Origin of the sequence: Pontibacter sp. H249, assembly GCF_037892465.1 — a bacterium.
Classification (GTDB): domain Bacteria; phylum Bacteroidota; class Bacteroidia; order Cytophagales; family Hymenobacteraceae; genus Pontibacter.
This window is the reverse complement of the sequence record NZ_JBBKTR010000002.1, coordinates 153,927-176,564: the sequence shown is the minus strand read 5'-3', so window position 1 is coordinate 176,564 and position 22,638 is coordinate 153,927. Positions and strand designations below refer to the sequence as shown.

The window sequence follows — 22,638 nt, the reverse complement described above, 5'->3', positions numbered from 1 at the left end:
GGTGAAAGTGTAAAAACTGTGTTTAAAGAAGTGGTGTCAATAAGCTAATCTATGATAGCAACAGGAAAAGTAAGAGTTAATCAAGATAAACCACCTCTTTGGGCGGAAATAGCTTCTCCAGCATCCTTTGCAGACGCAGCTTTGTGTTCTTCATCTTATTGCGAATAGGCAGTGCTTTGAAATTAAATTGCCGCATACGCTCTATGTCCTGCTCTATAGTATGAGCTTTAAGCTTAGATTCTAAAAAGAAATTTGAAATAGCTTCGTTCCAGGTATCCTTTGCTGCCCAATAGTGGCCAACACTAGGGTGTGCAGGCTGTAAATTATAAATGTTGTTTAGTGCGATAGAGACAGCAAACTGCTCAAGCATAAAGCTGGTCACTTTGCCTTGTAGCATCTCGTCGCAAATGCGCAGGGCAAGCTGTATGGCCTCTTGGTTGCGCGTGGCCGGAATACCGATAACGCCGGAGTTCCACATAGTTTCGTTTTCGGTGATCGGAATGTCTGCAAAAGTTTTGCCTTTTACCATTTCCCACATCCGTAGTACTGTTTTACTCTTCTGCTGTGCCAGCTTACCTTCCTCCTCGTGCATCAGGGCAACGTTATCAGATAAGAGCTGCTTTAAATTTTGAGTATTCTGGTAGAGGAACGTATCTGAGTCGAGGTACATAACAGGTACTTCGCCATGTGAAATAATGAAATGTTCCAGCGCTTTAATCTTAATCCTGAAAAGGTATTGGTGCTCTCCTTTCCACTCCTGCAGCATATCTTTGGTTAAGGGCACTATTTTTACATAGTCACCCAAGTGCCTGTAAAACTCCGGATGATCAGTGTATACATAGACAGCTGTGAAGGCTAACTCCTGCTGCCTTGCCAGTAATGAGAGAATACAGAAATTGGCTTGGTAGTGATTCTTTATATTGGGGCCAAAGGTTAATAGGAGTAGGTTCATGCTTAGAGGTAATAAGATTTAAAGAGCTGTTATGCCTAAGCCATACTGACAGATTTTAAATTTTGCTGTTGCAGTAAGGCTGCAAGGCTCGCAAAATCAACTGAGTCTCCGCCTGCCGGGGCTTCTGAAATATCAAGCTCTAGAAGGTCTTTTTTCCAAAACGTGATAAGTTCGTACACACCATTATTCGTTTTCCTGAAAGTATAATGACCCTTTCTGGCATCGCGTTTTATTTTCTTTAAGAAATCAGTGGGTAACTCAGCAGCGTTGTTTAGTAAAATAATGTACTCGCCAATTGTTGCCTGTACAGCATCCCGAAGTATAGTTATACTATTTTTCTCTGGTGTAACAGAATATGTGCTGACACGGCAGAAAGAGTTAGAAACCTTAACTGACTTTATACCGAAGTCAGGTTCTGGTACTATAAGCTCCTGTAGCACCTCCTGCTGCACAAGTAACGTGGTTTTTATACTTTCCCATGCTCTGCTATCAAGGGATTGCGCTATAACCATGCTCATGTTAAGTGTTTGGTTAGCTTCGTGCAGCTTCATGTACTTGTAAAAAGAATAGGCGGCGTTTGTGAAGGATATTGTTAGCCCTTCATAACCAAGCATAAAGCCACGCTGCAGTACATAACTTCTGAAAAAAGAAAAAGCCCACTTGTAGTAACTTTTAAAAGCAGAAGATTTTTTTACAAACCGTTTTTCTGCAGCAAACAAAGAAGTATACTTATCAGATTTTGCAATAAGCTGCGAAATAGAATCGTAAGAAAAGTGCGCTATAGTACCTCTAAGCCGCTGCACCTGCAGCCCTTCTGTCCGGACATATTCGTGCACCTGTAAGTCTTCAAAATGGGTTACGTCTTTGTTATAAAGCCGCTGCACGAAATCATTGTCCCAACCACAGCCATCAATCAACTTATTACGGTAATAGTTATTGCGCTTAACGCTGTATACTTTCTCTGTGTTTGTGAGGTCAAGTTGCCTGATTTCCGCCTTTAACTCATCGCTTAGCACCTCATCGCTATCAATAGATAATATCCAAGAATTAGAAGCGTAGTGGGCTGCCAGGTTTTTAAGAGGGCCAAACCCGATAAACGGCGAAGAGAAAACTTTTACATTAGCATAGCGTGATGCTATTGCCATACTATCATCTGTAGAGCCATTGTCTAGCACAATAACTTCTTCGAACGCCTGAAGTGCGCCGAGGCAGGCATCCAAGTGCTTTTGGCTGTTCTTGACAAGTATGGTTACAGAAATAGAATGGCTCATGAGTAGCAGTGGCTGCCGATAAGTTAACGTACTAAAGCAAAAGTACACAGATGCGCGTTACCTGCTGCGAAAAAGAGAATTAAATTGTACTAATTTATTTAATTCACGTAATAAGCTACTAATTAAAATTCTTAAAATGCATGCCTTGGCAGGCACAGGTTGCAACCCTGAAGCGGTAAGCGAGGTATGTAATTAAAATTTCTATATTTGCGTATAATTACGCGATTGAGGGACTTCACAAAAGTACAAAATCCAAGTTGATGAGCGAGCAAACAGGTAAACAGCTGAGTAAAGAGGAAAAAGACGCACGGTTTGAGGCCGAGTTATTGCCCGTGCTGGACCCTCTGTACAACTTTGCCTACAGGCTCACCTTAGACGAAGACGACGCCAATGATCTTGTGCAGGAGACCTATCTGAAAGCCTATCGTTTTTTTGACTACTTCGAACAAGGAACTAATGCAAAAGCATGGCTGTTCCGAATCCTGAAGAACTCATTCATAAACGAGTTTCGGAAAAAGAGCAAGCAACCTGCCAAGGTAGATTACAGCGAAGTAGAGGGGTATTATAACTCCGAAGACGTAGAAGGTGAAAGCGGAGTGGCTTCTACTACCGACATGCGCACCGAAAGTGTGCAGGATCTGATAGGGGATGAGGTAGCCAGTGCTTTGAATGCTCTGCCAGTAGACTTCAGGACAGTAATTATACTTTGTGATTTAGAAGGCTTTACTTATGAGGAGATGGCTAAGATTTTGGACATCCCGATAGGTACTGTAAGATCGAGGCTGCACCGCGCCCGAAACTCTTTGAAGGAGAAGTTGGAAAAATACGCCAAAAGCATGGGTTATAACGGTTAGAAAGACATTTAAGAGTTTTAGTTAAGATGGAATCGAAAATTACAGAAGTTTACCAAAAAGTGCCGGACGAGAGCCACGATACAGATTGTAGCAGAGTATCCGACATGCTGGACCTCGTTATCGACGGCGAAGCTACCTCAGAAGAAGAGAGATTTTTTAATGCACACCTCGAAGAGTGTGTAAGTTGTTTCGAGAACCATCAGAAGCAAAAGCTTCTTAAAGGGATCATCAGCGGCCATCTCAAGCGCGTGATTGTGCCGGAAAGCCTGGCACTTTCTATAAGAGCTAAGATTCAAGAAACTTTATAATCCCTAATGCAAGGCAAAATCATCATCTTTTCGGCTCCGTCTGGCGCCGGCAAAACCACTATTGTAAAACACCTGCTCAACGTAAACCCAAGCCTGAGCTTTTCTATTTCGGCCTGCACACGTGATAAGCGCGGCCGCACCGAAGAAAACGGAAAAGACTACTACTTTATCACGCCTGAAGATTTTAAGCAGAAGATCGCCGGCGACGAGTTTGTAGAGTGGGAAGAAGTATACGAGGGCGCATTTTACGGCACCTTAAAATCAGAGATAGAACGCATCTGGAAGAGTGGCAAGCATGTAATTTTAGATGTAGACGTTAAAGGAGGATTAAGTATAAAGCATTTTTACAAAGAAAGAGCATTAGCCGTATTCGTAAAACCACCTTCTATAGATGAGTTGGCCAAACGATTAACCGCACGCAATACCGATTCGGCTTCCAGCATATCTAGCCGAGTGTTTAAAGCAAAATTTGAGATGGGGTTTGAAGATCAGTTTGATACTGTGATTGTAAACGACGACTTAAATCGAGCTTGCTCTGAAGCCGAGAAACTTGTAAACGAATTCCTGAAGTCTGAGCCTGCTATTGTATGAGAGTAGGGCTGCTGTTCGGCTCCTTTAACCCGATTCACATAGGGCACCTTATACTTGCCAATTTTATGGCAACCAACACCGACCTGGATACGGTGTGGCTGGTGGTGTCTCCGCAGAATCCGTTTAAGCCCAGCAATACGCTGCTGCACGAGTTTGATAGGCTGCACATGGTTTCGCTGGCGATTGCTGATAACCCAGTTTTAGGAGTATCAAATATTGAGTTTAGCATGCCTAAACCAAGCTATACCATTGATACACTTACTTACCTGCAGGAGAAATATCCGAGCTATGAGTTTGTGCTGCTGATGGGAGAGGATAACCTGCCGCTGTTTCCAAAGTGGAAGAACTACGAAAGTATACTTCAATACCACAAAGTATATGTTTACCCGCGTTCAGGTTCTATTACTTCGGAGTTGCCGGAGATGCCGGGTGTTTCTTTTGTTAAAGCGCCTATACTTGATATCTCAGCCACATTTATTCGGCAATGCATAAAAGAGGAGAAAAGTATAAAGTATCTGGTACCCAACGAAGTAGAAGAGTACATCAAGGTGCACAAGCTGTATCAGTAACTCGTTTGACAAAAGACTTAAGTAAATAGATCTAAGAGTATTATTTGCTCATAAAAAAAGCCCTGCCAACTAACTTGTGGCAGGGCTTTTTTTATACTTCAGGGGAAGTCTTTTGTCCTTTTCCCTTTTATCTTTTGTCTAAAAAAATTAGATCGTCATGATCTCTGCTTCTTTCTTCGTTAGAAGCTCATCAATCTTTACAATATAAGCATCTGTCAGTTTCTGTACTTTGGCTTCTGCGTCGCGAACGGCATCCTCAGAAGTGCCTTCTTTCTGTAGCTTTCTCAGAGAGTCGTTAACATCTTTACGAATGTTGCGAATAGCTACTTTGCCAGATTCAGTTTCGTTCTTCACTTGCTTTACCAGTTCGCGGCGGCGCTCCTCAGTAAGGGCAGGTATGTTCAAACGGATGGCATCAGCTTCCTGCTGTGGGTTCAGGCCCAGGTCGCTATTTTTGATGGCTTTGTTGATCTCGCCTAGCATGTTTTTCTCCCAAGGCTTGATCAGCAAAGTACGTGCATCTGGTGCCATAACATTTGCTACCTGAGAGACAGGAGTAGGAGTACCGTAATAATCAACGCGTAAACCTTCTACCATAGCAGGAGAGGCTTTACCAGCACGAATTTTAGTAAGTTCTGAGCCAGTGTGTTGCACCGCTTTTTGCATAGACTCCTCTGCTTCGCTGAGGTAAAACTGAATTTCTTCCGTCATATCAATTATCGCTTAATAAGTTCTTTTGAAACTATACGTTTGGTTACGCTACAAAAATATGAATTTTTATTTGTTTTGTTTTGACTGTAATTGATCCACAGTTTCCTGTAGGCCCTCTGCAATGTCGTCCATCGATACGAGTGTGCCAATTTCTTCGCCTTGTACCAATTTTTTAAGGTTGCCTTGGGTGTTCATATCAAACACAATAATAGACAGGCCATTTTCTTTGCAAAGAGTGAAAGCTGTCATGTCCATTACGTTCAGGCCTTTTTCAAATACATCTTTAAAGGAGATATTTCTGTAGAAGATCGCGTCCGGATCCTTCTCAGGGTCGGCAGAGTAAATGCCATCTACACGCGTACCTTTAAGCACTACATCAGCTTCAATCTCAATTGCCCTAAGCGAAGCAGCTGAGTCTGTAGTAAAGTATGGATTGCCTGTGCCGGCACCGAATATTACCACACGGCCCTTTTCTAAATGGCGCACTGCGCGGCGGCGGATATAAGGCTCGCATACCTGTTGTATGTTAAGGCCAGACAGCAAACGGGTATAAACGCCAAGCTTCTCAAGAGCACTTTGCAAAGCCATGCTGTTGATAACTGTAGCAAGCATTCCCATGTAGTCGCCCTGCACGCGGTCAAGGCCAACCTGCTCGGCCTGCACCCCCCTAAAGATGTTGCCACCACCGATAACCACTGCTACCTCAACGCCTAGCGCTGCCACTTCTTTTATCTCCTGCGCGTACTGTATCAACCTGTTAGAGTCGATGCCATACTGCTGTTCTCCCATCAGCGCCTCACCGCTAAGCTTCAGTAATATTCTCTTATACTTCACGATCTATACTATTTTTTGATTGTTTCTATTATAGTTATGGAGGGCAGACAGGTGCTGCCCAACTGGCAACACAAAAAAGTTAAAATAAAATCAATACCTGATTTTTTTCCACGTTCTGGCGTGTCTGTACTTTTATTTCCTTTACCACACCATCACCCGGCGATTTTAGAATGTTTTCCATCTTCATCGCCTCCAGAATCAGAATAGGATCGCCTTTCTTCACCTCCTGGCCCGGCTGCACCTTAATCTCAAGTATAAGCCCTGGCATCGGTGCCTTTACGTCATTCACTTTGCTGGCGTTGGCATCGCTCATGCCCAGTTTATCAAGCAACAGATCGAAACGATCTTTGGCGCTTACCGTTTGCTTAATGCCATTTATCTTGAAAGTAAATGTCTTGGACTGATAGTCTGCTGATACCAACTCCGCAGTATAGGATTTATTATCCTTGATGATGTGGTAAGTGTTGGGGCCAATGGGCTGAATGTCCCAGTTAAAAGGTGTTCCGTTTAGAAGGATGGTGTCTTTTTGAATATCAACCTGCCATGTTTTGTCGTTAGCGGTTTTTATCTGGAGCATCGTATGTATGTGGTTTTAGAGCTTAAAGATAATTGATTTCTCAGAGTATTTTTAGAACTTGACTTCAAAATTAAAACAATCCATCATGAATCATAGGTTTTTGAGTGTAGTTGGCTTGGCAGCTGCTATGGCTTTTGCATCGGGCTGTAGTACCAACAAGGCAGCTGTAGATAGTGCATCACCAAAAGTGGCAACAGGCAAAACCACCACTGCTGTAACAGATATTATACCAGTTTGGGCTCCTAAAAAGCATGGTTTTAACCCTTCCCGCACATTAGAGCACGACCTGCTACACACAAAGCTCCGTGTTAGCTTTAACTGGGAAAAGCAGCATTTAAACGGTATCGTCGAACTCACCTTAAAGCCATATTTCTACCCTAAGGACAAGCTTACGCTAGATGCAAAGGGAATGGACATACATGGTGTGAATTTGATGAAAGGTTACGATGGTACACCGCTAAAGTATGAATACAATGGCGAAAAACTCACCATCAACCTAAATAAGACCTATACGCGCACAGAAGAGTATACTATAGAAATAGATTATACTGCCAAACCAAATGAACTGAAAATTAAAGGTAGCGATGCCATACTTCAGGACAAAGGCTTATACTTTATCAACCCGCTGGGTAAAGACCCGAATAAACCAAAGCAGATTTGGACCCAAGGCGAAACTGAAGCTAACTCCGCCTGGTTTCCGACCGTTGATGCACCGAACGAGCTCATGACGCAGGAAATCTACATTACCGTAGATCCAATGTATACTACGCTATCTAACGGCACTTTCATGTACTCTCGACAGAATGCCGACGGTACTAAAACTGATTACTGGAAACAAGAGTTGCCACACGCGCCATACTTAACCATGATGGCCATTGGCGAATATGCTGTTGTAAAAGATAAATGGCGAAATAAAGAGGTAAATTATTACGTAGAGCCTGCCTATAAAGGAACTGCTAAAAAAATATTTGGCCATACACCAGAGATGATGGAGTTCTTCTCCACAAAACTTGGCGTGGATTACCCGTGGGCAAAGTACTCGCAGGTGGTGGTGCGCGATTTCGTATCAGGTGCAATGGAAAATACCTCAGCCTCTACGTTTATGGAAGACCTGCAACTAAACGAGCGGGAGCTATTGGATAAAAATTGGGATGGTATTATTGCACATGAACTGTTTCACCAGTGGTTTGGCGACTATGTAACTACAGAATCGTGGGCTAACCTGCCGCTGAACGAAGCTTTTGCAAATTACTCTGAATACCTGTGGGCTGAGCATAAGTATGGTGCTGACGAGGCTGCCTATCTACAAATAGACGAGTTGGGCCAATACCTGGATGAGTCGGAGACAAAACGTGAACCGCTTATACGTTACCAGTATGCCGACAGAGAGGAAATGTTTGATAGCCACTCTTATGCAAAAGGAGGTAGGGTGCTGCACATGTTGCGCCAACTTATAGGCGACGATGCCTGGTGGGCCTCACTTAACCACTACCTTACCAAGCATAAGTATACTGCCGTAGAGATTGCAGAGCTTCGCATGGCTTTCGAAGATGTAACAGGGCAGGACCTGATGTGGTTCTTTGACCAATGGTTTATGAAGCCTGGACATCCGGAGTTACAGGTAAGTCATACTTTCCAGAATGGCCAGCTAAGCCTGCACGTGAAGCAACTACAAGATACAACCTACATGCCTGTTTACCGCCTGCCACTTAAAGTTGCTGTTTGGACTAACGGTAAGCGTACCGACTATCCAATTACAATTGATAAAGCAGACCAAACTTTTAGTTTGCCAATTGCAACACAACCACAACTTGTTGTCTTCGATGCTGAACAACAACTTTTAGCTACTATTAATCATGAAAAGTCTAAGCAGGAACTGGTATATCAGTTTTACAATTCTGAAATGCTAGCTCCTAAGTTGGAAGCATTGACAAAGCTGCAGGACCAACTGGCAGATCAAGAAGTGTTAAAAATGATGGAGGCTGCTCTAAAAGATGACTACTGGGTAGTCAGAAGCACAGCTATAAATACATTAAGCAGGTTAGAAGCTGATAAAGCCGGAATGGTGAAAGAGAGCATAGCACAACTGGCAAAGCAAGATAAAAAAGGCGCTGTAAAGGCAGACGCCATACTTGCCTTAGCTAATTGGGATGGAGAAAAGTATAAGCAACTTTATATAGATGCAATGGCGGATAGCTCTTATGTTGTTGCTGCAGCTGGTATACTTGGATATGCTGGTACAGGAGCACAAGATATAATGCAAAGGCTGGCGAAATTTGATCAGGAGAAAGGAGAGGAGGTTGTATTAGCGCTCTCTACATATTACGCCATACAAGGCGGTACAGAAAAGTATAACTGGTTCATGCAAAAGGTAAAGCACAGTAAAGGAGGCACACTGTATTACCTGCTTCAAAGTTTTGGTGCTTTTCTCGCATCAAACCCACAGACAAACACTCCAGAAACTATTACTTTACTCAGCGATCTTGCCCAAAATCATAATATCTACTATATACGTGGCGCAGCTTACCAAACTTTAATGGTAATGTCTGATAAACCAGAAGTGCAGCAGATATTGTCGGAAATAAAAGATAATGAGACAGATAAGCGGCTACTTGAAATATATAACTAAGGGCTAGAATAGAAGCAGCAGAAAAAAAATGAACTTTTTTTTGAAGAATATTTGACAGGAAAGAAAAAGCGGTTAATTTTGCATCTCCTTAGAACAAAGAACGCAGCTAAAGCGGAAGGTTAGAAGGAGAAAGTTCTGCAAATTTATTGCAAAATTGACTATTGGGGAGATTCCAGAGCGGCCAAATGGGACGGACTGTAACTCCGTTGTTGTAATGACTTCGCAGGTTCGAATCCTGCTCTCCCCACAATAATTTATGCCGGAAAGGCTTTTAGTATATAAGCGGGAGTAGCTCAGTTGGTAGAGCGATAGCCTTCCAAGCTATAGGCCGCGAGTTCGACCCTCGTCTCCCGCTCTCTCAAAATTTGAGGGAGCTATTTTGTATTTATGGTGATTGATTGAAGGAATTTCATATATATGGATTTCCTTTTTACTGTAGGTGCAGATTTAGGTTCTTTTAATGGGATCAAGCCGACGTAGCTCAGGGGTAGAGTACTTCCTTGGTAAGGAAGGGGTCGTGGGTTCAATTCCCATCGTTGGCTCTAAGTCCGTTACGTGTAATTAAAAGCGCGACATAAACTTAAACGTTTTAACCTTAATTTAATATCATACAATGGCTAAAGAAACATTTGACCGTTCCAAACCGCACGTAAATATCGGTACTATCGGTCACGTTGACCACGGCAAAACTACTTTGACTGCTGCTATTACAACTGTACTAGCTAAAAAAGGTCTTGCTGCACTTCGTGACTTCTCTTCAATTGACAACGCTCCTGAAGAAAAAGAAAGAGGTATTACTATCAATACATCACACGTTGAGTACGCTACAGAAAACCGTCACTATGCACACGTTGACTGCCCAGGTCACGCTGACTACGTGAAGAACATGGTTACTGGTGCTGCCCAGATGGACGGTGCTATCCTAGTGGTTGCTGCAACTGATGGTCCAATGCCACAGACTCGTGAGCACATCCTTCTTGCTCGTCAGGTAGGTGTTCCTCAGCTTGTAGTATTCATGAACAAAGTTGACATGGTTGACGATCCAGAGCTTCTTGAGCTTGTTGAGATGGAAATCCGTGAGCTTCTTTCTTTCTATGACTTCGATGGCGACAACATTCCAGTTATCCAGGGTTCTGCTCTTGGTGGTTTGAACGGCGACGAGAAGTGGGTGAAAACTATCGAGGAGTTAATGGAAGCTGTTGATAGCTTTATTCCAATCCCAGCTCGTTTAACTGATCTTCCATTCTTGATGCCAGTTGAGGACGTGTTCTCAATCACTGGTCGTGGTACTGTTGCTACAGGCCGTATCGAGCGTGGTGTAATCAACTCTGGTGAGCAGGTTGATATCCTAGGTATGGGTGCTGAGAACTTGAAGTCTACAGTTACTGGTGTTGAGATGTTCCGTAAAATTCTTGACAGAGGTGAAGCTGGTGACAACGTAGGTCTATTATTACGTGGTATTGAGAAAACTGATATCCGTCGTGGTATGGTTATCTGTAAGCCAGGTTCTGTTAAGCCTCATACACACTTCAAAGCAGAAGTTTACGTTCTGTCAAAAGAAGAAGGTGGTCGTCACACTCCATTCTTCAACAAATACCGTCCACAGTTCTACTTCAGAACTACAGACGTAACTGGCGAGATCATCCTTCCAGAAGGCGTAGAAATGGTTATGCCAGGTGATAACATCACTATCGAAGTGAAGCTTATCAACGCTGTAGCAATGGAGAAAGGTCTACGTTTCGCTATCCGTGAAGGTGGTAGAACAGTAGGTGCTGGTCAGGTAACTGAAATCCTTGACTAATTTCTGATATGATACGAGCCCGTTCTTAATATTTTTTAGGAACGGGTTTGTTTTCATAAAAGATTTATATAAATTTGCACTCCATTTGAAGAAAATGGCGTGCAAATTTTTTACGGGTGTAGCTCAATTGGTAGAGTAGCGGTCTCCAAAACCGTTGGCTGGGAGTTCGAGTCTCTCCACCCGTGCAATTAAAATATTAAGAGCGAAGCAATGAGCAAAGTAGCAAACTACATAAACGAGACAGTTGAGGAAATGAAACAGAAAGTTTCATGGCCTTCATATTCTGAATTACAGAATAGCTCAATATTAGTACTAATTGGTTCGCTTATTTTTGCTTTGTTAGTTGGTGCCATGGACTTTGTGTTTGATTCAGGCCTAACTTGGTTCTACAACCAGTTTTAATTAAGACTATACAATGGCTGATTTAAAATGGTATGTAGTGCGCGCAGTAAGCGGGCAAGAAAAAAAAGCTAAAGCTTACCTCGAGAACGAAATCGTTAGACAAAATCTGGAGGAGTATGTTCCGCAAGTTCTAATACCAGCTGAAAAGGTATATGAAATGCGAGGCGGTAAGAAAAGGATCAGAGAGCGTAATTTCTTTCCTGGTTACGTGTTGGTGAATGCAGACCTTTCACATGGTGAAGCAGAGCATATTATCATTAGCACGCCAGGTGTAATTGGGTTCTTAGGTTCAAATGAAAAAGATGCCAGCAAAAAACCAGTTCCGCTTCGCCAGTCTGAGGTAAACAGAATATTGGGTACAGTAGATGAGGCAGAGGAACAAGCAGAGGTTTTAGATACACCTTTTATTGTTGGAGAGACTGTAAAAGTAATGGATGGTCCATTCAGCGGCTTCTCAGGTACAGTAGAGGAAGTGTTTGAAGAGCGTAAGAAGCTAAACGTTATGGTGAAAATCTTCGGAAGAAATACACCAGTTGAGCTGAACTACATGCAAGTAGAAAAAGAATCGTAGTAAATAAATAATGGCAAAGGAAATAAAAGGTTATCTGAAACTTCAGATAAAGGGAGGTGCCGCGAATCCATCGCCACCGGTTGGACCTGCACTTGGTTCTAAAGGTCTTAATATCATGGAGTTCTGTAAGCAGTTTAATGCTAGAACTCAGGATAAGCCTGGACAAGTGTTACCAGTATTGATTACAATCTATGCAGACAAGTCCTTCGACTTCGTAGTTAAGACTCCACCTGCTCCAGTATTGTTAATGGATGCTGCTAAAATTAAGGGAGGTTCTAAAGAGCCAAACCGTAACAAAGTGGGTTCAGTTACTTGGGATCAGGTTAGAGAGATTGCAGAAACTAAAATGCCAGATTTAAATGCTTTTAAATTGGAGTCAGCTATGAAAATGGTAGCTGGTACAGCAAGAAGCATGGGTATCACAGTTTCTGGTAATGCTCCTTGGAACGAATAATTAGAGTTAAAGGATAATGGCGAAGATTTCAAAAAATAGAAAAGCAGCTTTAGCAAAAGCTGACTTGGCGAAGGAATATTCTTTAACAGATGCCGCTTCAGTAGTAAAGGATATTACTTTTACTAAGTTTGATGCCTCTGTTGATATCGACGTTCGTCTTGGTGTAGACCCTCGTAAGGCTGACCAGATGGTACGTGGTATCGTGACATTGCCTCACGGTACTGGTAAAGACGTTAAGGTACTTGCATTAGTAACTCCTGACAAAGAGCAGGAAGCAAAAGATGCTGGTGCTGACTATGTTGGTCTTGATGACTATATTCAGAAAATCGAAAAAGGATGGACTGATGTAGACGTGATCATCACTATGCCTGCAGTTATGGCTAAAGTAGGTCGTTTAGGTAGAATTTTAGGTCCTCGTAACCTAATGCCAAACCCTAAGTCAGGAACTGTTACTCAGGATGTAGCTAAAGCAGTAAAAGAAGTAAAAGCCGGTAAAATCGACTTTAAAGTTGATAAATTTGGTATCATTCACACTAGCGTAGGAAAGGTTTCTTTCTCTGCTGAGCAGCTTGCTGCGAACGCTGCGGAAGTAATTCAGACACTAAACCGTTTGAAGCCTTCTTCTGCAAAGGGTACTTACATTAAGAGCATAACATTGTCTAGCACAATGAGCCCGGCCGTAATCGTTGACAAGAACGCAACTATCTAAGAAAATGACCAGGGAAGAAAAAGAAATAATTGTACAGGACCTGAGCGAGAAGTTAGCGAACACAAACTACTTCTACATTACTGATGCTTCAACAATGTCTGTTGCTCGTATCAACGCTTTCAGGAGACTTGCATTCGAGAGAGGTATCGAATACAAAGTATATAAGAATAAACTTATCAAGAAGGCTCTAGACACTCTAGAGGCTGATACAACTGCACTTGAAGGTGTTTTGAAAGGCGCTTCCGGTATCCTGTTCTCAAATGAGGCGGGCAATGCCCCTGCAAAACTAATCCAAGATTTCAGAAAAAAGGGCAATGCTCTTCCTCTTCTGAAAGGCGCGTACATCGATGCTGGCCTGTATGTTGGAGATGATCAGTTAGATGCTCTAACTAAGATCAAATCTAAGGACGAGCTTATCGGTGATGTTATTGGCTTACTTCAATCTCCTGCGAAGAATGTGGTATCTGCACTTCAGAGCAGCGGTGGCAAGTTAGCTGGTATACTAAAAACTTTATCAGAAAAAGAATAATTCTAAAAACGTAATCAATAAGTAACTTTTAATTTCAATAAAAATGGCAGATTTGAAAGCATTCGCTGAGCAGTTAGTAAACTTAACTGTTAAAGAAGTTAACGAACTAGCTACTATTCTTAAGGATGAGTATGGCATCGAGCCTGCTGCTGCTGCTCCAGTAATGGTTGCTGGTGGTGGTGGTGCTGAAGGAGGAGCTGCTGCAGAAGAGAAAACTTCTTTTGACGTAATCCTTAAGTCAGCTGGTGCTCAGAAACTAGCAGTAGTTAAGCTTGTAAAAGAGCTTACTGGTCTTGGTCTGAAAGAGGCTAAAGAACTAGTTGATGGCGCTCCAAAATCACTTAAAGAAGGTGTTGCTAAAGACGAAGCAGATTCACTAAAGAAATCTTTAGAAGAAGCTGGTGCTGAAGTGGAGGTTAAATAATCTCATTTCATCAACATACCGAAAACAGGTAGACCTGGCATATTCGTCAGGTCTTTTCCTGTTTGTACACGGATTCAAATTTTGAATCCTTTTTTGCCCACAGCTGTTTTGGACTCTGTGTGCCTATAACTGATTGTAAACGTAAAACTTCAAGGCTTTGGCTAAGAACAAAACGACAGATCGAATCAATTTTGCCTCTATAAAGCCGGTAATTGACTATCCTGACTTCCTAGATGTTCAGGTACAGTCGTTCCAAGACTTCTTTCAGTTGGAAACACCAGCTGAAAATAGAGCTCAAGAAGGCTTGTTCAAAGTATTTGCTGAGAACTTTCCTATCTCAGATTCCAGAGAAAACTTCGTGCTGGAGTTCATCGATTATCACATCGATCCTCCAAAGTATTCTGTTGATGAAAGCATCGATAGAGGTCTTACTTATTCAGTTCCTCTTAAAGCTAAACTTCGCCTGATCTGTAATGATGAGGATAACGAAGACTTTGAGACAATTGAACAGGAGGTTTTCTTAGGGAATATTCCATACATGACAGAGAAAGGATCTTTTGTCATTAACGGTGCCGAGCGTGTTATTGTATCACAGCTGCATAGATCACCAGGTGTGTTCTTTGCACAGAGCAAGCATACAAACGGTACGAAATTATATTCTGCCAGAATCATTCCTTTTAAAGGATCATGGGTTGAATTTGCTACTGACGTAAACAACGTTATGTATGCTTACATCGACCGTAAAAAGAAATTCCCAGTTACTACATTACTACGTGCCATCGGATACGGTACTGACAAAGACATTCTCGATCTATTCGGTTTATCTGAAGAAGTGCCAGCAGATAAGGCAACGCTCAAAAACTCAATCGGCAGAAGACTTGCTGCACGTGTTCTTAGAACATGGACAGAAGACTTTGTTGATGAGGATACAGGAGAGGTAGTATCTATTGATCGTAATGAGGTAATTTTAGAGCGCGACTCTGAAATTACGCCGGAAGATATAGATGTTATACTTGACTCAGGTGTGCAGTCTATTATCCTGCACCGTGAGAATGTAAACATCGCGGATTACGCCATAATCTACAATACTCTTCAAAAAGACAACTCAAACTCAGAGCAGGAAGCAGTAGAGCAGATTTACCGTCAACTAAGAAATACAGAAGCTCCTGACGTAGAAACAGCACGTGATATTATCCAGAAGCTGTTCTTCTCAGATAAGCGTTATGACTTAGGAGAAGTTGGTCGCTATCGTATTAACAAAAAGCTTGGATTAGATACAAACTGGGAAGCTAAAGTATTGACAAATGAGGACATTGTCCTGATTGTAAAATACCTAATCGGTTTGATTAACTCTAGAGCTGTGGTGGATGATATTGACCACTTAAGCAACCGTCGTGTTAGGACAGTAGGTGAGCAGCTATACGCACAGTTTGGTGTTGGTTTAGCACGTATGGCTCGTACAATTAAAGAACGTATGAACGTGCGTGATAACGAAGACTTTAAGCCTGTTGACCTGATCAATGCGCGAACGCTGTCTTCTGTAATCAACTCGTTCTTCGGAACAAACCAGCTTTCTCAGTTCATGGATCAGACCAACCCTCTTGCTGAGGTAACGCACAAGCGTCGTGTTTCAGCATTAGGTCCAGGTGGTCTTTCTAGAGAGCGTGCTGGTTTCGAGGTACGTGACGTTCACTATACACACTATGGCCGTCTGTGTACGATTGAAACACCGGAAGGTCCAAACATTGGTCTTATTTCCTCATTATGCGTGCATGCACGTGTAAACCACATGGGCTTTATTGAGACACCTTACCGTAAGGTGATCGAAGGTAAAGTGCAGGTAGATGGTTCTGTTGAATATTTGACAGCTGAGGAAGAGGATACTCACCACATCGCACAGGCAAATGCCTTAATCGATGAGGATGGTAACTTCATTCATGAAAGAGTAAAAGGTAGATTTGAAGGTGACTTCCCTGTAGAAGAACCTAATACCTATACTTACATGGACATTGCTCCAAACCAGATTGTATCAGTTGCAGCTTCACTTATTCCGTTCTTAGAGCACGACGATGCTAACCGCGCCCTGATGGGATCGAACATGCAACGTCAAGCGGTTCCGCTTCTAAAGCCTGAAGCACCAATAGTTGGTACAGGACTAGAAAGAAGAGCTGCTATTGACTCAAGAGCACTTGTAATTGCTGAAGGTGATGGTGTTGTAGACTTTGTTGATGCAAACAAAATTGTAGTTAAATATGATCTGTCTGACGAAGAGAAACTTGTTTCTTTTGACGCAGAGTATGTAACATACAATCTAGTTAAGTTCAGAAGAACAAACCAGGATACATGTATCAATTTGACTCCAATTGTAAAGAAAGGCAACCGTGTAATTAAAGGCCAGCCTTTGTGTGAAGGCTATGCTACTGAAGAAGGGGAGCTTGCAATTGGAAGAAACATGCAGGTGGCGTTCATGCCATGGCAGGGATACAATTTCGAGGATGCTATTGTTATCTCAGAAAGAGTAGTTCGTGAAGATATATTTACTTCAATTCACATTGAAGAGTTTGAGCTTGAGGTTCGCGAAACGAAACGAGGCGAAGAAGAATTAACTTCAGAAATACCAAACGTTAGCGAGGAAGCAGTAAGGAACCTTGATGAAAACGGTATAATACGTTTAGGTGCTGAAGTAAAAGAAGGTGATATTCTAATTGGTAAAATCACTCCAAAAGGAGAGACTGACCCAACACCAGAAGAAAAACTTCTTCGTGCTATTTTCGGCGATAAAGCAGGTGATGTGAAAGATGCCTCTCTTAAGGCACCGCCATCATTAAATGGTGTAGTAATTGACACCAAACTATTCTCAAGACCTAAGAAAGATAAAAACTTACGTGCTAAGTCTAAAAAAGAAGTTGAAGAACTAAAAGTAAAATATGCTAAAGAGTTAACCGCTATCAAAAATGTGATGGTTGATAAACTTGTAGCTCTACTTGAAGGCAAAACTTCTCAAGGCATCAGACATAAGTTCGGTGACGAGATACTTTCTAAAGGAGTTAAGTTCTCAAGAAAGAATGTAATTGAGGCTCTGTTCCCAGAGAAGAACCCATACAAGGACGAAAGTAACTATGCGGTTCCTGAAGAGGTGAACATGTTCAAAGATCTGATTCTTGAGAACTGGACTACTGATGAGAAGGCGAATAGCATGTTGGTTGAACTTGTTAAAAACTATAACAAGCGTAGAAACATCGTTTCAGCACACTTTAAGCGTGAGCGTTTCACACTTGAGGTAGGAGACGAGTTACCAGCTGGTATTGTGCAACTTGCTAAAGTATACATCGCTAAAAAGCGTAAGCTCAAAGTAGGTGATAAGATGGCAGGCCGTCACGGTAACAAAGGTATAGTAGCACGTATTGTTCGCGACGAGGATATGCCATTCTTGGAGGATGGAACACCGATGGATATCGTTCTTAATCCACTAGGTGTACCTTCTCGAATGAACATTGGTCAGATCTATGAAACTGTACTTGGATGGGCAGGTCTGAAGTTGGGCAGAAAATATGCTACTCCAATTTTTGACGGCGCTACTGAGGAGCAGGTACAGGCTGAACTAAGAGAGGCCGGTCTACCAAGCTTTGGTCGTACATACTTGTTCGATGGCTTGTCAGGAGATCGTTTCGATCAACCAGTAACAGTAGGTGTAATCTACATGCTAAAACTGGGTCACTTAGTTGATGATAAAATGCACGCGCGTTCTATCGGACCATACTCTCTGATTACACAGCAGCCACTAGGAGGTAAAGCTCAATTTGGTGGTCAGCGTTTCGGTGAGATGGAGGTGTGGGCGCTTGAAGCATTCGGTGCTTCTAACGTGCTGCAGGAAATACTTACAGTTAAATCTGATGACGTGATCGGCCGTGCTAAAGCCTATGAGGCGATAGTGAAAGGCGACGTGTTGCCAAAACCGAATATCCCTGAATCATTCAATGTATTGATTCACGAATTAAGAGGTCTGGCTCTAGAAATCACATTAGAATAGTAAAGAAAACACTAAGCGCTAAGGCAAATGCCGAGGCGCTTAGTGCACTTTATAAGATGTAGCTGTAAGGCATATTCATTGTATCGACATTATTATAATAATATGGCATTTGCAAAAAATAAAAAGCTAACTCAGGACTTCTCCAAAGTAACGATAAGCTTAGCTTCTCCAGAGTCGATTCTGGAGCGTTCAAACGGGGAGGTAACAAAGCCTGAGACAATTAACTATAGAACCTATAAGCCTGAAATGGGTGGTTTATTCTGCGAAAGAATATTCGGACCTGTAAAGGACTGGGAATGCCACTGCGGAAAGTATAAAAGAATCAGATATAAGGGTATCATCTGCGACCGTTGTGGTGTGGAAGTTACTGAGAAAAAAGTGCGTCGTGAGCGTATGGGCCATATTGAGCTTGTAGTTCCTGTTGCACACATCTGGTACTTTAAATCTCTTCCGAACAAAATCGGTTATCTGTTAGGCTTGCCAACTAAGAAGCTTGACCAGATCATCTATTATGAAAGATATGTAGTTATTCAGCCAGGTATACTTGCAGAAGACGGTGTTAACACACTAGACTTCTTGACAGAAGATGAATACTTGGATATGATTGACAAGCTCCCACGTGAGAACCAAATGTTGGATAATAATGATCCAAACAAGTTCATCGCGAAAATGGGTGCTGAAGCATTGCAAATGTTACTAGAGCGTACGAACCTGGATGACCTATCATACGAGCTTCGTCACGCTGCCGCACACGAGACTTCACAGCAGCGTAAGGCTGAGGCACTGAAGCGTCTTCGTGTTGTGGAGGCATTCCGTGATGCTACAACAAGAATTGAAAACAGACCAGAATGGATGATTATCCGTATGGTGCCTGTTATTCCACCAGAACTTCGTCCACTTGTTCCATTGGATGGTGGCCGATTTGCTACTTCTGACTTGAATGACCTTTACCGTCGTGTTATTATCCGTAACAACCGTCTGAAGCGTCTGATCGAGATTAAGGCTCCTGAAGTAATCCTTCGTAATGAGAAGCGTATGCTACAGGAAGCGGTAGATTCTCTGTTCGACAACTCACGTAAAGTGAACGCTGTTCGTGCAGAAGGTAACCGTGCCCTGAAATCACTTTCAGATATGCTGAAAGGTAAGCAGGGACGTTTCCGTCAGAACTTACTTGGTAAGCGTGTTGATTACTCTGGCCGTTCGGTAATTGTGGTTGGCCCTGAACTTAAGCTGCACGAGTGCGGTCTACCTAAGAACATGGCAGCCGAGCTTTTCAAGCCGTTCATCATCCGCAAGCTGATCGAAAGAGGTATAGTTAAGACAGTTAAGTCTGCAAAGAAAATAGTTGACCGTAAAGACCCTGTTGTTTGGGATATCTTGGAGAACGTGCTGAAAGGACACCCAGTGCTTCTTAACCGTGCTCCTACACTTCACAGATTAGGTATACAGGCATTCCAGCCAAAACTGATCGAAGGTAAGGCGATCCAGTTGCACCCATTGGTGTGTACGGCATTCAACGCCGACTTTGACGGTGACCAGATGGCGGTGCACGTTCCACTAGGACCTGCTGCTGTACTGGAAGCCTCTATGCTGATGCTTGCGTCGCACAACATCCTGAACCCTGCGAACGGCGCGCCAATTGCAGTACCTTCTCAGGACATGGTACTTGGTTTATACTATGTATCAAAAGGAAAGCGTAGTACTGAAAAAGAGAAAATTGCCGGTGAAGGTATGAGCTTCTACTCTGCGGAGGAAGTGATTATTGCCATCAATGAAGGTCGTCTATCAAAGCAGGCTTACATTAAGGTAAGAACTATGATTAAGAATGAGAAAGGCGAACTGGAGTTGAAACTCATCGAAACAGTTGCCGGGCGAGTTCTATTTAATCAGTTCGTACCAGTGGAAGTAGGCTTTGTTGATGAACTATTAACTAAGAAAAAGCTTCAGCAGATCATCTCAAGAGTGTTCAAAGAGACAGGTATGGCTCGCACGGCACACTTCCTAGATGATATCAAAACACTAGGATTCCAGTCAGCCTACAAAGGTGGTCTGTCAATGGGTCTTGGTGATATTAACATACCTGCTGAAAAAGATATACTTGTTGAACAGGCGAAGAAAGAAGTGGATGCTGTATGGCAAAACTACTCTATGGGTCTGATCACTGATAATGAGCGTTACAACCAAGTAATCGATATCTGGACACGAATCAACAATCAAATTACTGAAACGTTGATGCGCCGTCTGGAGAATGATGATCAAGGCTTTAACTCGATCTTCATGATGATGCACTCTGGTGCTCGTGGTTCGAGAGAGCAGATCCGTCAGTTGGGTGGTATGCGTGGTCTAATGGCTAAGCCTCAGAAATCATTGCAGGGCTCAGTAGGTGAGATTATTGAAAACCCGATTCTTTCAAACTTTAAAGAAGGTCTGGATGTAATCGAGTACTTTATCTCTACACACGGTGCCCGTAAAGGTCTTGCCGATACGGCTCTTAAAACTGCCGATGCTGGTTACCTGACTCGTCGTCTAGTAGACGTATCGCAGGACGTAATTGTGAACGAGGAAGATTGCGGTACTTTAAGAGGATTGGAAGTAAGTGCACTGAAAGACAACGAAGATATCGTGGAGTCACTTTCTGAGCGTATTCTTGGTCGCGTAACTGTACACGATGTATATGATCCAATCACAAATGAGCTTATAGTAGAATCAGGTTCTGAAGTGACAGAAGATGTTGCACGTGCTATTGAAAACACTGCTATCGAAGCTGTAGAAATACGTTCAGTACTTACATGCGAGTCTAAAAGAGGTATTTGCGCGAAGTGCTATGGACGTAACCTGGCAACAGGATTTATGGTGCAGAAAGGTGAGGCTGTAGGTGTAATTGCAGCACAATCTATCGGTGAGCCAGGTACTCAGCTGACACTTCGTACATTCCACGTGGGTGGTACTGCTTCTAACATTGCTGTAGAGGCTACTATACTTGCAAAGTTTGGTGGTAAAATCGAATTTGAAGATGTTCGTACAATTGACACGGTTAATAATGAAGGTGAAACGGTAAAAGTGGTAATGGGCCGTTCAGGCGAGGTAAAAGTAGTTGATCCTAACACAGGAAAGCTGTTTATCTCTAACCACGTACCATATGGTTCATTCATTAGTGTAAATGAAGGTCAGATAGTAGAGAAAGGTGATAAGATCTGTCATTGGGACCCATATAACGCAGTTATACTTTCAGAGTTTGACGGTGAGATATCTTATGAGTCGATCATTGAGGGCATAACTTACCGTGAAGAGTCTGATGAGCAGACAGGATATCGTGAGAAAGTTATCATCGATACAAAAGATAAGACACAAAACCCTGCTGTTGTAGTTACACCTAAGAGCGGAGAATCTAAAGGATACAACATACCAGTAGGTGCGCACTTAACTGTTGAGAACGGTGAGAAGATTAAAGCAGGTCAGATCCTTGCTAAGATCCCTCGTGCTATCGGTAAAACCCGTGACATTACAGGTGGTCTTCCGCGAGTAACAGAACTGTTCGAGGCTCGTAACCCTTCTAACCCAGCAGTAGTGTCTGAGATAGACGGTGTAGTAACCTATGGTAGTGTGAAGCGTGGTAACCGTGAAATCTTTATAGAGTCTAAAGACGGTGTGAAGAAGAAATACATGGTGCCGCTTTCAAAGCACATCCTAGTACAGGATAATGACTTTGTTCGTGCAGGTATGCCATTATCAGATGGGGCTATCACTCCGACAGATATCCTGAACATCCAGGGGCCTGGTGCTGTACAAGAGTACTTGGTAAATGAGATTCAGGAAGTATACCGTCTGCAGGGTGTGAAAATCAACGACAAGCACATTGAAGTTGTGGTTCGCCAAATGATGCAGAAGGTGGTAGTTGTTGACGCAGGTGATACAAGCTTCTTAGAGCACCAAGTTGTTGATAAAGTAAACTTCATGGAAGAGAACGACAGAATCATCGACATGAAAGTTGTTGAAGATGCTGGTGATTCTACTAGCTTGAAGCCTGGTCAGATAGTTACAGCAAGAAGGCTGAGAGATGAGAATTCAAGCCTGAAGCGCCGTGACCTAAACCTGGTAACTGTACGTGATGCATCACCAGCAGTATCAAGGCCAACCTTACAAGGTATTACTCAGGCGTCTCTTGGTACACAAAGCTTTATCTCAGCTGCGTCATTCCAGGAAACAACAAAAGTACTGAGTGAGGCTGCTATCAAAGGTAAAGCAGATGAACTGCTTGGCTTGAAAGAGAACGTGATTGTAGGACATCTGATACCAGCAGGTACAGGACTAAGAGAATACCAGAACCTGATCGTAGGAAACAAAGAAGAATACGAGTCACTGGTAGAATCTAAGAAAGCGTCTTCAAGAACTAAGCAACAGGAGTTACAAAACAGATAAGTA

The 22,638-nt window shown here is 42.7% G+C and carries 19 protein-coding genes and 4 tRNA genes; 18 read left to right on the top strand and 5 right to left on the bottom strand.

Annotation, left to right across the window (positions count from 1 at the left end; all coding sequences use genetic code 11):
- Window positions 1–76: 76 nt before the first annotated feature.
- Complete coding sequence (locus WG943_RS03115) at window positions 77–952, bottom strand: hypothetical protein (RefSeq protein ID WP_340406700.1); 876 nt, start codon at window positions 950–952, stop codon at window positions 77–79.
- A 35-nt stretch (window positions 953–987) separates the two neighbouring features.
- Window positions 988–2,223: a glycosyltransferase family 2 protein gene (locus WG943_RS03110; RefSeq protein WP_340406699.1), complete on the bottom strand. Its 1,236-nt coding sequence runs from the start codon at window positions 2,221–2,223 to the stop codon at window positions 988–990.
- 260 nt (window positions 2,224–2,483) lie between these two features.
- Between WG943_RS03110 and WG943_RS03105 the strand changes: the two genes are divergently transcribed.
- From WG943_RS03105 to nadD, 4 genes are read left to right on the top strand one after another with little or no spacing between them, the layout of a single operon-like run.
- Window positions 2,484–3,077 carry a sigma-70 family RNA polymerase sigma factor gene (locus WG943_RS03105; RefSeq protein WP_340406698.1) on the top strand — a complete coding sequence of 198 codons (594 nt, stop codon included), beginning with the start codon at window positions 2,484–2,486 and terminating at the stop codon, window positions 3,075–3,077.
- A gap of 26 nt (window positions 3,078–3,103) precedes the next feature.
- Window positions 3,104–3,385, top strand: a complete 282-nt coding sequence (locus tag WG943_RS03100; RefSeq protein WP_340406697.1) for an anti-sigma factor family protein — start codon at window positions 3,104–3,106, stop codon at window positions 3,383–3,385.
- A gap of 6 nt (window positions 3,386–3,391) precedes the next feature.
- Window positions 3,392–3,976: a guanylate kinase gene (gmk, locus tag WG943_RS03095; RefSeq protein WP_340406696.1), complete on the top strand. Its 585-nt coding sequence runs from the start codon at window positions 3,392–3,394 to the stop codon at window positions 3,974–3,976.
- A complete protein-coding gene (gene nadD, locus WG943_RS03090; RefSeq protein ID WP_340406695.1) occupies window positions 3,973–4,545 on the top strand; it encodes a nicotinate (nicotinamide) nucleotide adenylyltransferase in 573 nt (190 codons plus the stop codon). The genes gmk and nadD overlap by 4 nt, the downstream gene beginning before the upstream one ends.
- 147 nt (window positions 4,546–4,692) lie before the next feature.
- On the opposite strand, the gene frr is transcribed toward nadD, so the two are convergent.
- The 3 genes from frr to WG943_RS03075 all read right to left on the bottom strand — a co-directional run bounded on the left by frr (window position 4,693) and on the right by WG943_RS03075 (window position 6,667).
- Window positions 4,693–5,256 (bottom strand): ribosome recycling factor, encoded by a 564-nt coding sequence (gene frr, locus WG943_RS03085; RefSeq protein ID WP_340406694.1) that lies wholly within the window; start codon window positions 5,254–5,256, stop codon window positions 4,693–4,695.
- Between the two features lie 66 nt (window positions 5,257–5,322).
- Window positions 5,323–6,090, bottom strand: a complete 768-nt coding sequence (gene pyrH, locus WG943_RS03080) for a UMP kinase (protein WP_340406693.1) — start codon at window positions 6,088–6,090, stop codon at window positions 5,323–5,325.
- A gap of 79 nt (window positions 6,091–6,169) precedes the next feature.
- Complete coding sequence (locus WG943_RS03075; RefSeq protein WP_340406692.1) at window positions 6,170–6,667, bottom strand: biotin/lipoyl-containing protein; 498 nt, start codon at window positions 6,665–6,667, stop codon at window positions 6,170–6,172.
- An 85-nt stretch (window positions 6,668–6,752) separates the two neighbouring features.
- Here WG943_RS03075 and WG943_RS03070 point away from each other — a divergent pair, with 85 nt between their 5' ends.
- The 14 genes from WG943_RS03070 to rpoC all read left to right on the top strand — a co-directional run bounded on the left by WG943_RS03070 (window position 6,753) and on the right by rpoC (window position 22,635).
- Complete coding sequence (locus tag WG943_RS03070) at window positions 6,753–9,296, top strand: M1 family metallopeptidase (protein ID WP_340406691.1); 2,544 nt, start codon at window positions 6,753–6,755, stop codon at window positions 9,294–9,296.
- A gap of 163 nt (window positions 9,297–9,459) precedes the next feature.
- Window positions 9,460–9,543, top strand: a tRNA-Tyr gene (locus tag WG943_RS03065).
- Window positions 9,544–9,578: 35 nt separating this feature from the next.
- A tRNA-Gly gene (locus WG943_RS03060) sits at window positions 9,579–9,651 on the top strand.
- Between the two features lie 115 nt (window positions 9,652–9,766).
- Window positions 9,767–9,838, top strand: a tRNA-Thr gene (locus tag WG943_RS03055).
- Between the two features lie 71 nt (window positions 9,839–9,909).
- Window positions 9,910–11,097, top strand: a complete 1,188-nt coding sequence (gene tuf / locus WG943_RS03050; RefSeq protein WP_219875630.1) for an elongation factor Tu — start codon at window positions 9,910–9,912, stop codon at window positions 11,095–11,097.
- 112 nt (window positions 11,098–11,209) lie between these two features.
- Window positions 11,210–11,282 (top strand) — tRNA-Trp (locus WG943_RS03045).
- Between the two features lie 25 nt (window positions 11,283–11,307).
- The gene (gene secE, locus WG943_RS03040) at window positions 11,308–11,499 is read left to right on the top strand and encodes a preprotein translocase subunit SecE (RefSeq protein ID WP_340406690.1); all 192 of its coding nucleotides are present in this window, start codon (window positions 11,308–11,310) and stop codon (window positions 11,497–11,499) included.
- 13 nt (window positions 11,500–11,512) lie between these two features.
- The gene (nusG, locus tag WG943_RS03035; RefSeq protein ID WP_340406689.1) at window positions 11,513–12,070 is read left to right on the top strand and encodes a transcription termination/antitermination protein NusG; all 558 of its coding nucleotides are present in this window, start codon (window positions 11,513–11,515) and stop codon (window positions 12,068–12,070) included.
- A 10-nt stretch (window positions 12,071–12,080) separates the two neighbouring features.
- A complete protein-coding gene (gene rplK, locus WG943_RS03030; protein ID WP_340406688.1) occupies window positions 12,081–12,524 on the top strand; it encodes a 50S ribosomal protein L11 in 444 nt (147 codons plus the stop codon).
- Between the two features lie 16 nt (window positions 12,525–12,540).
- A complete protein-coding gene (rplA, locus tag WG943_RS03025) occupies window positions 12,541–13,233 on the top strand; it encodes a 50S ribosomal protein L1 (protein WP_340406687.1) in 693 nt (230 codons plus the stop codon).
- Window positions 13,234–13,237: 4 nt separating this feature from the next.
- Entirely contained in the window at window positions 13,238–13,762 is a 525-nt protein-coding gene (gene rplJ / locus WG943_RS03020; protein ID WP_340406686.1) for a 50S ribosomal protein L10, read from the top strand.
- Window positions 13,763–13,805: 43 nt separating this feature from the next.
- Complete coding sequence (gene rplL / locus WG943_RS03015) at window positions 13,806–14,186, top strand: 50S ribosomal protein L7/L12 (protein WP_340406685.1); 381 nt, start codon at window positions 13,806–13,808, stop codon at window positions 14,184–14,186.
- Between the two features lie 157 nt (window positions 14,187–14,343).
- The gene (gene rpoB, locus WG943_RS03010) at window positions 14,344–18,216 is read left to right on the top strand and encodes a DNA-directed RNA polymerase subunit beta (RefSeq protein ID WP_340406684.1); all 3,873 of its coding nucleotides are present in this window, start codon (window positions 14,344–14,346) and stop codon (window positions 18,214–18,216) included.
- Between the two features lie 102 nt (window positions 18,217–18,318).
- Window positions 18,319–22,635, top strand: a complete 4,317-nt coding sequence (gene rpoC, locus WG943_RS03005; protein ID WP_340406683.1) for a DNA-directed RNA polymerase subunit beta' — start codon at window positions 18,319–18,321, stop codon at window positions 22,633–22,635.
- The last annotated feature ends 3 nt before the right edge of the window (window positions 22,636–22,638 follow it).

What these genes read in the sequence shown, in the direction of transcription:
- WG943_RS03115 (WP_340406700.1), bottom strand. Translation starts at nt 952, where the DNA reads ATGAACCTACTCCTATTAACCTTTGGCCCCAATATAAAGAATCACTAC.
- WG943_RS03110 (WP_340406699.1), bottom strand. Translation starts at nt 2,223, where the DNA reads ATGAGCCATTCTATTTCTGTAACCATACTTGTCAAGAACAGCCAAAAG.
- WG943_RS03105 (WP_340406698.1), top strand. Translation starts at nt 2,484, where the DNA reads ATGAGCGAGCAAACAGGTAAACAGCTGAGTAAAGAGGAAAAAGACGCA.
- WG943_RS03100 (WP_340406697.1), top strand. Translation starts at nt 3,104, where the DNA reads ATGGAATCGAAAATTACAGAAGTTTACCAAAAAGTGCCGGACGAGAGC.
- gmk (WP_340406696.1), top strand. Translation starts at nt 3,392, where the DNA reads ATGCAAGGCAAAATCATCATCTTTTCGGCTCCGTCTGGCGCCGGCAAA.
- nadD (WP_340406695.1), top strand. Translation starts at nt 3,973, where the DNA reads ATGAGAGTAGGGCTGCTGTTCGGCTCCTTTAACCCGATTCACATAGGG.
- frr (WP_340406694.1), bottom strand. Translation starts at nt 5,256, where the DNA reads ATGACGGAAGAAATTCAGTTTTACCTCAGCGAAGCAGAGGAGTCTATG.
- WG943_RS03075 (WP_340406692.1), bottom strand. Translation starts at nt 6,667, where the DNA reads ATGCTCCAGATAAAAACCGCTAACGACAAAACATGGCAGGTTGATATT.
- WG943_RS03070 (WP_340406691.1), top strand. Translation starts at nt 6,753, where the DNA reads ATGAATCATAGGTTTTTGAGTGTAGTTGGCTTGGCAGCTGCTATGGCT.
- tuf (WP_219875630.1), top strand. Translation starts at nt 9,910, where the DNA reads ATGGCTAAAGAAACATTTGACCGTTCCAAACCGCACGTAAATATCGGT.
- secE (WP_340406690.1), top strand. Translation starts at nt 11,308, where the DNA reads ATGAGCAAAGTAGCAAACTACATAAACGAGACAGTTGAGGAAATGAAA.
- nusG (WP_340406689.1), top strand. Translation starts at nt 11,513, where the DNA reads ATGGCTGATTTAAAATGGTATGTAGTGCGCGCAGTAAGCGGGCAAGAA.
- rplK (WP_340406688.1), top strand. Translation starts at nt 12,081, where the DNA reads ATGGCAAAGGAAATAAAAGGTTATCTGAAACTTCAGATAAAGGGAGGT.
- rplA (WP_340406687.1), top strand. Translation starts at nt 12,541, where the DNA reads ATGGCGAAGATTTCAAAAAATAGAAAAGCAGCTTTAGCAAAAGCTGAC.
- rplJ (WP_340406686.1), top strand. Translation starts at nt 13,238, where the DNA reads ATGACCAGGGAAGAAAAAGAAATAATTGTACAGGACCTGAGCGAGAAG.
- rplL (WP_340406685.1), top strand. Translation starts at nt 13,806, where the DNA reads ATGGCAGATTTGAAAGCATTCGCTGAGCAGTTAGTAAACTTAACTGTT.
- rpoC (WP_340406683.1), top strand. Translation starts at nt 18,319, where the DNA reads ATGGCATTTGCAAAAAATAAAAAGCTAACTCAGGACTTCTCCAAAGTA.